The sequence below is a fragment of the Pseudomonadales bacterium genome, assembly GCA_024234615.1.
In the GTDB taxonomy this organism is placed as follows: domain Bacteria; phylum Pseudomonadota; class Gammaproteobacteria; order Pseudomonadales; family IMCC2047; genus JAJFKB01.
This window is the reverse complement of sequence record JACKNY010000001.1, coordinates 235,734-250,000: the sequence shown is the minus strand read 5'-3', so window position 1 is coordinate 250,000 and position 14,267 is coordinate 235,734. Positions and strand designations below refer to the sequence as shown.

12 protein-coding genes (1 of these 12 only partly in view) are annotated in these 14,267 nt (G+C 47.9%); 5 read left to right on the top strand and 7 right to left on the bottom strand.

The features are described 5' to 3' along the window. From pssA to H6995_01150, 4 genes are all read right to left on the bottom strand, one after another. Positions 1 to 491: the 5' portion of a CDP-diacylglycerol--serine O-phosphatidyltransferase gene (gene pssA / locus H6995_01165; protein ID MCP5213607.1), read on the bottom strand. The gene continues 247 nt to the left of window position 1, outside the view; 491 of the gene's 738 nt are visible here — the first part of the coding sequence; its start codon is at positions 489 to 491; its stop codon lies beyond the left edge, outside the window. Between the two features lie 118 nt (positions 492 to 609). After that, a complete protein-coding gene (ilvC, locus tag H6995_01160) occupies positions 610 to 1,626 on the bottom strand; it encodes a ketol-acid reductoisomerase (GenBank protein MCP5213606.1) in 1,017 nt (338 codons plus the stop codon). A gap of 44 nt (positions 1,627 to 1,670) precedes the next feature. Then, complete coding sequence (ilvN, locus tag H6995_01155; GenBank protein ID MCP5213605.1) at positions 1,671 to 2,162, bottom strand: acetolactate synthase small subunit; 492 nt, start codon at positions 2,160 to 2,162, stop codon at positions 1,671 to 1,673. Continuing rightward, a complete protein-coding gene (locus H6995_01150) occupies positions 2,162 to 3,898 on the bottom strand; it encodes an acetolactate synthase 3 large subunit (protein MCP5213604.1) in 1,737 nt (578 codons plus the stop codon). Before H6995_01150 ends, ilvN begins: the two co-directional genes overlap by 1 nt. A gap of 373 nt (positions 3,899 to 4,271) precedes the next feature. Here H6995_01150 and H6995_01145 point away from each other — a divergent pair, with 373 nt between their 5' ends. After that, the gene (locus tag H6995_01145; protein ID MCP5213603.1) at positions 4,272 to 4,730 is read left to right on the top strand and encodes a DUF4124 domain-containing protein; all 459 of its coding nucleotides are present in this window, start codon (positions 4,272 to 4,274) and stop codon (positions 4,728 to 4,730) included. Positions 4,731 to 4,795: 65 nt separating this feature from the next. Here the strand turns inward: H6995_01145 and clpB are convergent, their stop codons facing one another. From clpB to rluD, 3 genes are all read right to left on the bottom strand, one after another. Next, positions 4,796 to 7,360: an ATP-dependent chaperone ClpB gene (clpB, locus tag H6995_01140; GenBank protein ID MCP5213602.1), complete on the bottom strand. Its 2,565-nt coding sequence runs from the start codon at positions 7,358 to 7,360 to the stop codon at positions 4,796 to 4,798. A gap of 142 nt (positions 7,361 to 7,502) precedes the next feature. Then, positions 7,503 to 8,246, bottom strand: a complete 744-nt coding sequence (pgeF, locus tag H6995_01135) for a peptidoglycan editing factor PgeF (GenBank protein ID MCP5213601.1) — start codon at positions 8,244 to 8,246, stop codon at positions 7,503 to 7,505. Between the two features lies 1 nt (position 8,247). Further along, positions 8,248 to 9,216 (bottom strand): 23S rRNA pseudouridine(1911/1915/1917) synthase RluD, encoded by a 969-nt coding sequence (gene rluD / locus H6995_01130; GenBank protein MCP5213600.1) that lies wholly within the window; start codon positions 9,214 to 9,216, stop codon positions 8,248 to 8,250. A 163-nt stretch (positions 9,217 to 9,379) separates the two neighbouring features. Between rluD and H6995_01125 the strand changes: the two genes are divergently transcribed. The 4 genes from H6995_01125 to H6995_01110 all read left to right on the top strand — a co-directional run bounded on the left by H6995_01125 (position 9,380) and on the right by H6995_01110 (position 14,261). After that, the gene (locus H6995_01125) at positions 9,380 to 10,237 is read left to right on the top strand and encodes an outer membrane protein assembly factor BamD (protein MCP5213599.1); all 858 of its coding nucleotides are present in this window, start codon (positions 9,380 to 9,382) and stop codon (positions 10,235 to 10,237) included. Positions 10,238 to 10,295: 58 nt separating this feature from the next. Continuing rightward, on the top strand, positions 10,296 to 11,129 hold the full coding sequence (nadE, locus tag H6995_01120) for an ammonia-dependent NAD(+) synthetase (GenBank protein MCP5213598.1): 834 nt from the start codon (positions 10,296 to 10,298) through the stop codon (positions 11,127 to 11,129). Positions 11,130 to 11,264: 135 nt separating this feature from the next. Next, positions 11,265 to 12,896 carry a hypothetical protein gene (locus tag H6995_01115; protein ID MCP5213597.1) on the top strand — a complete coding sequence of 544 codons (1,632 nt, stop codon included), beginning with the start codon at positions 11,265 to 11,267 and terminating at the stop codon, positions 12,894 to 12,896. A gap of 3 nt (positions 12,897 to 12,899) precedes the next feature. Further along, the gene (locus H6995_01110) at positions 12,900 to 14,261 is read left to right on the top strand and encodes a sigma-54-dependent Fis family transcriptional regulator (protein ID MCP5213596.1); all 1,362 of its coding nucleotides are present in this window, start codon (positions 12,900 to 12,902) and stop codon (positions 14,259 to 14,261) included. Positions 14,262 to 14,267: the final 6 nt, after the last annotated feature.

Sequence of the window (14,267 nt, the reverse complement as noted above, 5' to 3'; positions counted from 1 at the left end):
ATAGCAATATCCTCAGGCGCAACATTTTCCTCTGAACAAACCCAGACCATAGCGGCAATGAGCGCTGCTGCTGGCGGGCTAGCAAGACCGACAAAATAGCGCTTATCGACCGAACCAATCTGGGTGTTAAACCGGGCTAATCTCAGCGCCGCACAGGCCAAAAAGATAAAAGCGGCCATCCAGCCTACTTTCCCTAAGGTCGACAAGCTCCAGCTTAAGGATACGAGAGCAGGCGCTACACCAAAGGCAACTAAGTCAGAGAGACTATCAAACTGAGCACCGAATTCGCTTTCACAATGTATTAACCGCGCGATGCGGCCATCAAAACCATCAAAAATCATGGCAATAAAAATGGCACTGGCTGCCGCTTCGAAATAGCCGTGCATTGCGGCCACCACTGCATAAAACCCACAAAATAAGGCTGCTGTGGTAAATAGGTTTGGCAAAAGATAAATGGCGCGACGGCGCGCTTTTTCTTCAGTATCTGTCACGTATTCAAAATCCAAAAAATGATCTCGGAAGCTAATATTATGCGTTAATGCCAAACATATCCAGCCAATAAAAAACGCGACCTATGCCGCGTTTTTTATTGAGTCTTGAACAAGAGACTTAGTTCTTATCTTTATCAACAATTTTGTTCGCTGCAATCCAGGGCATCATTGCACGTAATTTAGCGCCAACCTGTTCAATCGGATGCGCTGCATTATTACGTCGATAAGCCGTCATGGAGGCGTAGTTGGAAGCCCCTTCCGCCACAAACTGCTTAGCATATTCACCATCCTGAATCCGCTTTAGCGCTTCACGCATTGCTTGACGAGACTCATCATTAATCACTTTTGGGCCGGTGACGTACTCACCATACTCCGCATTATTGGAGATGGAGTAGTTCATATTGGCAATACCGCCTTCATACATTAAGTCAACAATAAGCTTCAACTCATGCAGACATTCGAAGTATGCCATTTCCGGAGCATAGCCGGCATCAGTCAGCGTCTCAAAGCCCGCCTTGACCAATTCTACGCAACCGCCACAAAGCACCGCCTGCTCCCCGAAGAGATCGGTTTCAGTCTCATCTTTAAAAGTAGTTTCGATGATACCGCTGCGGCCCCCGCCTACTCCACAGGCATACGACAGAGCCAACTCTTTCGCTGCACCGGAGACATCTTGAAATATAGCGATCAAATCAGGAATGCCGCCGCCTTTAACAAATTCTGATCGCACCGTATGGCCCGGCGCTTTAGGTGCAACCATAATCACATCCAGATCAGCACGTGGCACCACTTGGTTATAATGAATGGCAAAACCATGCGCAAACGCTAACGTCGCACCCTTTTGTATATTCGGCTCAATTTCTGTTTTGTAAAGCTGCGATTGGAATTCATCCGGCGTCAGAATCATGACCACATCAGCATTCGCAACTGCTTCGGAAACTTCAGAAACCTTTAATCCGTGAGCCTGGGCTTTGGCAACGGAGGATGAACCGGCACGCAAGCCAACAGTAACATCAACACCAGAATCCTTTAAGTTGCAAGCATGAGCGTGCCCCTGTGAGCCATAACCGATAATAGCTACTTTTTTTGACTGAATAACGGAAAGATCCGCATCTTTATCGTAATAAACTTGCATACATACCTCTAATGTTTCTAAAGCAAAAAATTAATAAATGATGATTAAAGGCTCAGCTGACGGTCGCCACGCCCGATTCCAGAAACGCCACTACGCACCACCTCTAAAATGACAGAGGCATCAACCGCACCTATAAACGCATCCAGCTTGTCGCTAGTACCGGTAAGCTGAACGGTAAATATACCAGGAGTGACATCTATAATTTGCCCCCTGAATATGTCCGCAACCCGTTTAATTTCATCACGCATCGCACCGACAGCCTTTAATTTCACCAAGGCTAACTCACGCTCAATATGCGAGCCATCAGTCAAGTCCATTACCTTCACCACATCAATTAATCGATGCAGATGCTTAATAATGTGCTCTACGGCTTTATCGGAGCCTCTTGTGGTGAGTGTAACTCGCGATAACGTTTCGTCTTCGGTCGGCGCAACATTCAGGCTTTCAATATTATAATTACGCTGCGAAAACAACCCAACTATTCTGGAAAGTGCTCCCGGCTCATTCTCAACTAACACAGAGATTATATGTCGCATCAGGTACGCTCCGTCTTGCTAATCCACATATCACGCATAGAGCCACCTGGCGCGATGTGCATGGGGTAAACGTGTTCGGACGGGTCCACGTCAATATCCAAGAACACTAGCTTGTCCTTAATCGCAAAACATTCCTGCATTTTCGCTTCCAGCTCATCCCGCTTGGTGACTTTTATCCCAACATGCCCATATGCTTCTGCCAGTTTTACAAAATCCGGCAACGACTCTTCATACAGACTCTCTGAGTGACGCCCGCCATATACCATATCCTGCCATTGCTTAACCATACCCAAAGCCTGATTATTCAGGTTAATTATCTTGATCGGCAAATGGTATTGTTTGCAGGTAGATAACTCTTGAATACACATCTGAATACTACCCTCACCAGTCACGCATGCGACCGCCGCATCACGGTGCGCAAACTGTACGCCCATCGCCGACGGCAATCCAAACCCCATGGTTCCCAGACTACCTGAATTAATCCAGCGCCGTGGCTTATCAAATAAATAGTACTGGGCCGCAAACATCTGATGTTGACCCACATCGGATGTGACAAAAGCATCACCCCCAGTGACTTTATGCAGCGCCTTGATTACTTCCTGAGGCATGATCAACTCACCTGCCGTAGAAAAGCGCTGTTTGGTATACAGGCTATAGCGCTCGCGCCAATCATTAATCTGCTTCCACCAATCTTTGATTGCTTTTGTGTCTGGCTTTTGAGAAGACGCTTTAACCAGCTCAATCATCTGACCCAAAACATTGTCCACCGAACCCACAATTGGAATATCGGCACGAACCGTTTTTTCAATCGAAGCCGGATCAATATCAATATGAATAATTTTTGATGTCGGGCAAAACTTACTGGGAGTGTTGGTGACACGATCATCAAAGCGCGCGCCAACCGCTAAAATCACATCACTGTGATGCATTGCGGTATTGGCTTCAAACGTCCCATGCATGCCCAGCATACCAAGAAACTGTTTATCGCTTGCCGGGTAACCACCCAGGCCCATCAATGTATTGGTGACGGGATAACCGAGCAACCGAACCAACTCTGTCAACAGCTCCGCACCACCACCCTGGACAACACCGCCGCCGCTGTATATAACAGGCCGCTTAGCCTCCAGCAGCATATCAACTGCTTTTTTGATCTGCCCGGAATGGCCTTTGAATGAAGGATTATATGAGCGCATTTTAACTGAGCTGGGATAATGATACTCAAATCGTTCGGTAGGCGTTGTCATATCCTTAGGCACATCGATCACAACAGGGCCTGGGCGGCCAGTTGACGCAATATGAAAAGCCTTTTTCACAACCGTAGGAATCTCCGCAGGATTCTTAATCATAAAGCTGTGTTTGACCACTGGCCGGGAAATTCCAACCATGTCTGTTTCCTGAAAGGCATCATCACCAATTAGCGCAGTAGGCACCTGCCCAGAAATAACGACCATCGGGATAGAGTCCGCATAGGCAGTAGCAATGCCCGTAATAGCATTGGTTGCCCCAGGACCTGAAGTGACCAAAACCACTCCCACTCTGCCGGTCGAACGCGCATAGCCATCAGCCGCATGAGTTGCTGCTTGTTCATGGCGCACCAGAATATGCTTTACTTTCTGTTGCTTAAAAAGCGCATCATATATATGTAACGCTGCGCCGCCAGGATAGCCGAAAATGTATTCCACACCTTCGTCCTGTAGCGCCCGCATCAACATTTCACCACCGGACAGCAATTCCACTTAATCTTCCTCAAACATAGGTTAAACAGTTTAAAAGCAGCGCATCTGGATGACACGCCCTCTTAACAGGCGACAAGCACATCCTTAAGTTGTAATTTTAAAGATTTACTTTATCCTAATTGAAACATCACCCAAACAGCATTTCCCGCCAATTCTTGATGAGTATCGGCAACAGAACAACTCATAGGAGGTAAAGCAGGCTTAGGGGATTAGTAATTCTGCCAGCTTGATAGTGCTTGTCAACCGTTAGCAACTAATGTGCTGTCATATTTATGATTTACTTTTAAAAAAATCTTATTTTCGAGCTATACTGATCCCCATACGATTCAAATTTGCTATAGAAAGTAAAATTAGTGCGCCCTGGAGAAATTGAATGAGACTGATCGTTCGCCTAAGCATCCCATTTATGGCACTTATGTTGGCGTTACCAGCTGGTGCTGCCAAGGTATATAAATGGCAGGATGATGAAGGTGTCACCCACTACACCGAGCAAGCCCCCTCCAACAGAGAATATCAGCTAATCAACACATCGGGCGCCGTCCCAGCGGATGCAGAAAAGGCGAAACGACGCCTTGAAGATGCGCGCACAGCCAACGACGATAAAGCGTCTAAAGATATGGATTACGCCGAGCAACAAAAACAGCGCGATGAAGAAGCAAAAGTGCGTAAAGAAAACTGTGACAACGCAAAAGCTAACCTAAAAACAATGGAAGAGCATGCACGCATACGGGTGATGGGTGATGACGGTAAATTCCGCTACCTCAGCGATGAAGAAAAGCAGAAGCAGCTAGATCGGGCGAAAGCTATTATTAAGGAAAATTGCGAGGCTTAATTCCGGCCGGAACATAAATACTCAGAAAAGGGCGACGCTTTTTTTAACGCCGCCCTTTTCTTTTTCTATGCAAAAATAAACTTACCGCCTTCCACGGTAACGCGGATAGTTTCACCCGCCACAAATCGTCCAGCCAAAATTTCCTGCGCTAGCGGATTTTCCAGATACTGCTGAATAGCTCGTTTCAGAGGCCGCGCACCATAGACAGGATCAAATCCAGCATCCACTAATTTATTCATTGCGTCACCGGATATTTCAAGCGATAACTCCCGTTCTTGCAAACGTGCACGCAGATGTTGCAGCTGAATATTCGCAATGCCCTGAATATGCTCCTTACCCAATGGATGGAACACCACCACTTCATCAACACGGTTAATAAATTCTGGGCGAAAATGCTGAGCCACCACCTCCATGACTGCGCTGCGCATTTGTTCATAATTATCTTCTCCAGCCAGCGTTTGAATCATGTCCGAGCCGAGGTTTGAAGTCATTACTATTACCGTATTGCGAAAATCAACGGTACGACCCTGACCATCTGTCAGGCGGCCATCCTCAAGCACCTGCAACAGTATATTAAACACATCAGGATGCGCTTTTTCCACTTCATCCAACAGCAAAACCGAGTAGGGCTTACGCCGAACAGCTTCCGTCAGATATCCGCCCTCTTCATAACCAACATAGCCTGGAGGGGCGCCAATTAAGCGGGCAACGGAGTGTTTCTCCATAAATTCCGACATATCGATGCGCACCATCGCCTCCTCTGTATCAAACAAAAACTCGGCCAGTGCTTTACAAAGTTCCGTTTTGCCAACCCCTGTTGGCCCCAAAAACAGGAAAGAACCATTAGGACGGTGAGGGTCAGAAAGCCCTGCGCGCGAGCGTCGAACGGCATTGGCAACAGAGATCACCGCTTCTTCCTGACCTATGACCCTATGATGCAAACCCTCTTCCATGCGCAGTAACTTTTCACGTTCACCTTCCAGCATCTTGGAAACGGGGATACCTGTCCACTTGGAAACAACCTCGGCAATCTCTTCTTCGGTTACACGGTTACGTAACAAGGTCAATTCGGCGGTTTCACCCTCAGCAGCCTGCGCCAAACGTTTCTCTAATTCAGGAATAATGCCGTATTGAATCTCTGACATACGCGCCAAATCACCCGAGCGATGCGCCGCATCTAATTCTATACGCGCATTTTCCAAGTCACCCTTAATTTGCTGGGCGCCCTGCAAACTGGCTTTTTCAGATTTCAGAATTTCATCCAGATCAGAATATTCTCGCTCTAGCTTCTTAATATCTTCATTCAAATCTGCCAGTCGTTTTTTGGCAGCAGGATCTTCCTCTTTTTTCAACGCCTCGCGCTCTATTTTCAATTGAATCAAGCGGCGGTCTAGGCGATCCATACTTTCCGGCTTGGAATCGATTTCCATGCGGATACGGCTGGCGGCCTCGTCAATCAGGTCGATAGCTTTATCCGGCAACTGTCGATCACTAATATAACGATTTGAAAGTTTCGCTGCGGCAATAATTGCAGAGTCAGTAATGTCGACGCCATGATGCACTTCGTAACGCTCCTTCAAGCCACGCAGGATAGCAATGGTATCCTCCTCTGTCGGCTCAGCCACCAGTACCTTTTGAAAACGTCGCTCTAATGCCGCATCTTTTTCAACATACTGGCGATATTCATCCAATGTGGTTGCACCCACGCAGTGCAGCTCACCCCTCGCCAGAGCAGGCTTTAACATATTACCCGCATCCATCGAACCTTCGGCTTTACCGGCGCCGACCATGGTATGCAGCTCATCAATAAAGAGAATAACCCGCCCTTCCTGCTTACCCAGTTCGTTCAGCACCGCCTTTAGACGTTCTTCAAACTCACCACGAAATTTTGCCCCGGCAATTAAGCTACCCATATCCAGGGAAAGCACTCGCTTATCCTTTAACCCTTCCGGCACCTCACCGTTCACGATGCGTTGCGCCAACCCCTCAACGATGGCAGTTTTACCAACTCCCGGCTCACCGATTAACACCGGGTTATTTTTGGTACGACGCTGCAATACCTGGATCGTACGACGAATTTCTTCATCACGCCCAATTACCGGGTCTAGCCCACCTTTTTCGGCTTTAGCGGTGAGGTCAATGGTATAGCGGTCCAACGCCTGCCGGTTTTCTTCCGCATTCGGATCATTCACTTTTTCGCCCCCACGTAGACGTTCTATCACTTGCTCCACCTGCGCCGAATTCGCACCGGCTTGCTGTAAGAGTCGCTGCAGCTCTCCTTTTACTTCAAAAACCGCCAGCAGGACTAACTCACTGGAAATATATTGATCCTTGCGCTGTTGGGCTAATTTATCCGTCACATTGAGCAACCGTGCCAACTCGTTTGACATGTTCACGTCGCCCTGATGTCCCTGAATTTTAGCCATTCGGTCTAGCACGCTATTGAGTGACTCTTTCAGCTGTGTCACATTGCAACCTGCTTGGGACAAAAGTGGCTTGATGGAACCGCCCTGTTGCTCCAGCATCGCTAACATCAGATGCGTCGGTTCAATAAAATTATGATCACGACCAACCGCTAAGGATTGCGCGTCGGACAGAGCCTTTTGTAACTGGGTGGTAAATTTATCTATACGCACTGGCGTCCCCTTTTGAATTCATCAAGTCCAATAAATACCTGCTAAATATAGCGCATTTATTCGTTTATCAATGCGTATTAAATTGGGACGATTGCAGGAAGATTCAAGGCTATATTAGATTGATCTAAATCAAATATCAGATATCCAGTCGCCATATGAGGCTAGCCATACGACCGGTGCAATTTTCGCGTCGATAGGAATAAAAGCGTGCAGCGTCGCTGTAGGTGCAATATCCACCTCCGGTGATCTGAGTCACACCCTGCGCTTGAAGTCGCAGTCGAGCTAACTGATACAGGTCGGCAAAGTAGTAGCCAGCATGCTCCTTGTTCGGAACAAATGCCTGCGCCGCTTGCGGCATATGGCTGATGAAGGATTCTTGCACCTCTGGACCTACCTCAAAATATTCTGGCCCAATTGCTGGCCCCAACCAAGCCATGATTTCATCTGGGGGGGCATTAAACTTAGCCAGCGTCGCCTCCAGCACACCATGCGCCAAACCCCGCCAACCGGCATGGGCGACAGCTACCTGACTACCGCTCAAATCACAAAAAAATACCGGCAGGCAATCTGCGGTTAATACGGCGCATGGCAGACCTGCCTTTTCGGTTATTACTGCATCACCTCTCAACACTGGCCCACCGGCAACCGCTTCCACAACAGCAATGCCATGCACCTGCTCCAACCATTGTGGCTTACAGATCGTTCCTAGCCTTTGCTGCAATCGTTCGCGGTTTTCAGTGACTGCCGCTATTGCATCATCCACATGCAGCGCCAAATTGAAACTATCATAGGGCTTTTTGCTAACCCCGCCCACACGGGTAGTCACCAACGCTCCCACCGACTTTGGCGCTGACCAATCAGGCAAGATGTAGCTCGCCAAATTAATAGACATCTTGATTAAAGGCTTCTGTATCTGCTTTTAAAAGTTGTAACAATTGCTGCATATCCTGAGGCAGTTCGCATTCCCACTGTAGCAACTCTTCGCTGGCCGGATGAATCAGCGCCAACTTCTTCGCATGCAGGGCCTGGCGCTTAAATTCGCGCAATAAATCAACCAGTTCCGGTTGCGCCGCTTTGGGGAGACGTAAACGCCCACCATAAAGAGGGTCGCCGACTATGGGGTAACGAATATGCGCCATATGGACACGTATTTGATGTGTTCGCCCCGTTTCGAGCTTAATCCGCAAATGAGTATGCTCTCGGAAACGCTTGATAATGGTATAGTTAGTTATCGCCGGTTTACCACTATGGGATACGCTCATTTTGATTCGTTGCGTGCCATGCCTCCCGATCGGTTCATCAACGGTTCCGCCACCCGTCATCACCCCCAGCACTACTGCCTCATATTCACGTCCCATACTCCTATCCTGCAATTGCTCAACAAGGCACTTATGTGCACGCAATGTTTTCGCAACAACCATCAACCCCGTCGTATCTTTGTCCAGGCGATGCACTATGCCCGCACGCGGCAACGCCGCAACACTAGGCGCGTGATGCAATATCGCATTTAACAGGGTGCCGTCAGCATGTCCGGCCGCCGGATGAACGACCAAACCGGCAGGTTTATTGATGACCAGTATATCCTCATCTTCATACACTATATCCATGCCAATTGCCTGCGGTTCCCATGCTTCGTTTTCCTCGACAACCGCATTGACCTCCAACAATTCTCCACCCAGTAGTTTAGCTTTGGGAGCTTTCTGTTCACCATCGACTCTTAACTGGCCTGACTTGATCCAGCCTTGCAGCCTCGACCGCGAAAAATCAGGAAACAGCTGGGCAGCGCCCTGATCTAACCGTACGCCCGACAAACTAGTTGGCACTTCTCTTGTTAACGCTATATTTTCCATTTCAAACCGCTGAGTTGATAAATCTATCTTGACAGTAGACGACCCTTTGTTTAGCCCGCAACCTATGCTTTAATAGTCAACCGGATTATGGGGTACCGCCGAACTTATCTCAAGGCGACTACCACTGAAATAAAATCAATAATATTTGGGTGTTTCCCGACTTATGATCACCAATCGAATCAAAGCTATTTTCGCTCTTACTCTGATCGCCGTTATGCTAACAGCTTGCTCTTCAAAAGAACCGAAAGAGCCGGTCGAATCAACTGAGCAAGCCTACTATACAGGGGCCAAAAAAGCGCTTAAAAGCAACAACTACACGCAAGCAGTGGAATTGCTCGAAGAACTGGAGTCACGCTATCCTTTCGGTCGTTTTGCCGAACAGGCGCAATTGGATTTGATTTATGCCCATTACAAATCTTTTGATTACGAGGCGGCTCGGGCGGCAGCGGATCGATTTATTCGTTTACACCCGCAGCATCCTGAACTGGACTACGCCTATTATTTGAGAGGGCTGGCTTCTTTCTCCCAGGACCAAAGCTTTCTCGATCGCTTTTTACCAACAGACCGTACTAAGCGTGACCCCGGGTCTGCCAAAGAATCCATTTCCGATTTCGGCATCTTGCTGTCGCGTTTTCCGAATAGCCAGTACGCTGACGACGCGCGCGTGCGCATGGTTTACCTACGCAATTTATTGTCCGCCTATGAAGTGCATGTGGCACGCTATTATTTAAAACGCCAAGCCTATATCGCTGCCGCCAACCGGGGCCGCTATGTCGTGGAAAACTTTCCCAAAACCCCTTCCGTATCAGACGGCTTGGCGGTTATGGTAGAAGCTTATTTACAACTGGGCATGAATGATTTGGCAGAGGACTCACTCCAAGTCCTCGCCCTCAACTACCCTGATTACCCAGCCTTGGGAAAAGACGGCAGTTATAATATCAAACGTAGCAAAGTGGGCGTGAAACGCTCATTATTGAACCGTGTGACCTTTGGTCTGATGGGCAAATCAGAGGGAAAGTAACCTCTTGAATCCATATTATTTAGTGTGGGCCGGCCCCTTAGAAAGTGAACAATAGCTCGTGAACACCGCTCAAATCATCAGTGAAATGAAGGTCTTGCCTAAAATAGATCCGGCTTTTGAAATTGAACGCCGCGTCCATTTTATTAAATCAAAGCTGCTCGAAACAGGTGCACGACAATTAGTACTCGGTATCAGCGGCGGCGTTGACTCCACCACCTGTGGACGGTTAGCACAACTGGCGGTCGATCAGCTTAATTTTGATAAGGGAACCACTGACTATCAGTTTATTGCCGTCAGATTACCATACGGAGTACAACTGGATGAGGAAGATGCGCAAGCATCGATCAACTTCATCCGACCCAGCATAAGTCTTACCGTCAACGTAAAGCCCGGCGCAGACGCCATCCACGAGCAAACTCTAACCTCGTTACTGCAAATGCCCATAAATATGCCGAATGCGGCGGCCATTGATTTTGCCAAAGGCAACGTCAAAGCCCGAACCCGGATGGTTATTCAATATGAGATTGCAGGGCTACTTGGCGCACTGGTCTTAGGCACCGATCACTCAGCAGAAAACATCACCGGCTTTTATACTAAATGGGGAGATGGCGCCTGTGATTTAGCCCCACTGTTTGGACTGAACAAACGTCAAGTGAGATTAGTTGCCGCAACACTCGGCGCACCGCAGTTACTAGTTAAAAAAACACCCACCGCAGATCTAGAGTGCACAGCACCACAAAAAGCCGATGAACATGCGCTTGGTTTGAGTTACGACGATATTGACGACTTTCTCGAGGGCAAACCTGTCACTGAAGGGGTTCGTTCACGCCTAGTAGATATTTATTTAAAAACGCAACACAAGCGCCAACCCATACCGACTCTTTACGACTAACATTTTATTCGGCCACGCCAGCATCATTTCAGTCTGCACAATTTTTATATCGGCAATGGATCAAACCCGGACCACAGACCATCCCTTTTTGGCTATACTTTATCCAACCAAGATTAGTACTTAGCAACCTTTTCTATGAGCGAATGCTTGATGTCCAAGCCGCATAACCAAAATAGTCAACGTCAGCAACAGGATAGACGGCTATTCAGAATTTTTAATTATTACCGGGTACTGCTGTCACTGACATTACTCTTTACTTACTCCAATGAAGTCGGCAAAGTCTTCATCGGGCTGGAATACCCACTCCTTTTTATCGCAACAACCCTGGTCTATACCGCTATCAACATTGCACTGGCGCTTGTTCTTTTAAGCGATCAACCACTCCAGCCACAACAGATAGCACTGAATATACTCATAGACATCTTAGCACTATCGCTGCTCACCTACGCCAATGGTGGTGTTGGCAGCGGTTTTGGCATTCTTATTATTCTCTCTATCGCTGCTGGCAGCATACTTATGCGTGGTCGCCATGCCGTGCTATTTGCTGCTATTTCAAGTATTGCCATGCTGGCTTTGGAAAGCTACCGCGCTAGCACAGATGCCTTAACACCTAACTATTTTCAAGCGGGCGTGTTGGGCATGGTATTTTTTGCCACTGCTTTATTTGTTAAGAGAATTTCGCTCCGCATTGATGCCAGCGAAGACCTGGCGACGCAACGCGCGAGCGATATTGCCCATCTTGAAAAGCTCAACCGCCTGATCATTCAACGCATGCGCACTGGAATTATTGTCTGCAACCAGGACGGTGATGTACATATGATGAATGAAGCTGCTATTTTTTTATTGTCCCAACAGCATCAAGAGGACGATCCCACAGCAACAGAAATTAACCAATTAACCGCGCCATTAATGCAGCGTCTGATCGAGTGGCGACAAAATCCGCAGCGCCGCACTTCACCCTTTCAGACTTCACCTGAAACCCCACCGATACAAGCCAATTTTACCGCCTTCATGCAGGATGGAAGCACCGATGTGCTGATTTTTCTGGAGGACAATACTAAGGCAATTCAGCAGGCACAACAGCTCAAATTAGCATCACTCGGCCAACTGACGGCTAGTATTGCACACGAGATTCGTAACCCCTTGGGCGCGATCAGTCACGCCGCACAGCTCTTGGATGAGTCGGAGAATCTTGACGAAGCTGATCGTCGTTTAACCCATATCGTGCAGGCCCATTCGCGACGCATGAATAGCACCATCGAAAATATTCTGGAACTCTCGCGCAGGCGACCCTCTTCGCCAGAGCCGATCCTATTAGCGCCTTGGCTGAAGGCGTTTGCCGCTTCATTCAATGAAGATCAACGCAACGCCGGTGAATTCATCATCCAGGTATCGCCAGCAGATATGGAGGTTCACTTCGATCCCAGCCAGTTAGAGCAGGTTCTGACAAATCTTTCTCGTAACGGCTTACTTTACAGTCAAACCAAAACTGGCCGCGCTGTACTCTATTTCAATGCTGGCATACGTGCCGATAACGAATTACCCTATCTCGATATTATTGATGAAGGTCCCGGCATCACACCCGAAGCTTTACCGCACCTGTTCGAGCCTTTTTACACCACAGAACGCAGTGGCACTGGACTGGGTCTTTATATTTCCCGAGAACTCTGCCAAGCTAACAATGCACGCTTGGATCATATTGCTAACCAGACTGGGGGTTGCTGTTTTCGCATCATTTTCCCTCATCCAAAACAAATCACGGCGTAATCAATGGCGACTCACTCTGCACTTATTGTTGACGATGAACCCGATATTCTCGAACTGTTGAATATTACACTTTCACGCATGGGCCTTGAAGTGCATCAGGCGGAGGATATCAAAACAGCCCATCAGTTACTGGAACAACGAGCGTTTGGCCTCTGCCTAACTGATATGCAACTGCCCGACGGCAACGGTATCGAACTGGTCACCCATATCCAAAGCTATTATCCCGACACGCCTGTAGCCGTAATTACCGCATTTGGTAGCATGGAAATCGCTATCAGCGCCTTAAAGGCCGGGGCTTTCGATTTTGTCTCAAAACCAGTGGAGTTGCCACGCTTACGAGATATGGTGCTGCAGGCACTTAAAATTAACACCAAAGATAGCACTGATGAGATTGAGAGCGACGGAAGTGATGCATTACTCGGCAAGTCAGAGCCCATACAAAAACTTCGACAACAAATTAAAAAAGTAGCCCGCAGTCAGGCGCCTATTTATATCAGTGGTGAGTCCGGGAGTGGGAAAGAACTGGTAGCGCGCCTCATCCACCAATTTGGGCCGCGCAGCGATAAACCCTTCATTCCTGTGAACTGCGGCGCGATTCCTAATGAGTTGATGGAAAGCGAGTTTTTCGGCCATAAAAAAGGTAGTTTTACCGGAGCCATCTCCGACAAGAAAGGTCTTTTCCAGGCCGCTCATGGCGGCACGCTTTTCCTTGACGAAGTAGCCGACTTACCATTACACATGCAGGTTAAACTTCTGCGCGCCATCCAGGAAAAATCAATCCGGCCAGTAGGTACCGAGCAAGAAATACCCATTGATGTCAGGATTCTCAGCGCCACCCACAAGGATTTAAATCACGAAGTGGAATCCGGTAATTTTCGGCAGGATATGTTTTATCGTATTAACGTAATAGAGATTCGCGTTCCCAGCTTGCGAGAACGACTGTCGGATGTACCACTTTTAGTAAAAAATTGTCTGCAAAAATTAGCCGACGAATCTGAACTGCCCAAAGCTGGCATCAGTGAAGATGCACTAAAAACCCTAAAGAGATATTCTTTCCCTGGCAATGTTCGGGAATTAGAAAATACCCTGGAGCGAGCCTACACGCTTTGCGATGATAACCTTATTCAGACAGAGGATTTACAGCTTGATCTTGGCTCAGGACAGCCGATGACTATGGCCGCCAATAACTCGAATGGCAAAATAGCCCCCGGCGACTCGCTGGATGACTATTTGGAAGAAATTGAGAAAAAAGTAATACTGCAGGCCCTCGAAGAAACCCGCTGGAACCGTACCGCCGCTGCTGAAAAGCTCGGAATTTCCTTTCGTCAAATGCGCCATCGCTTGAAAAAATTTGGAATTGATTAATAGGAG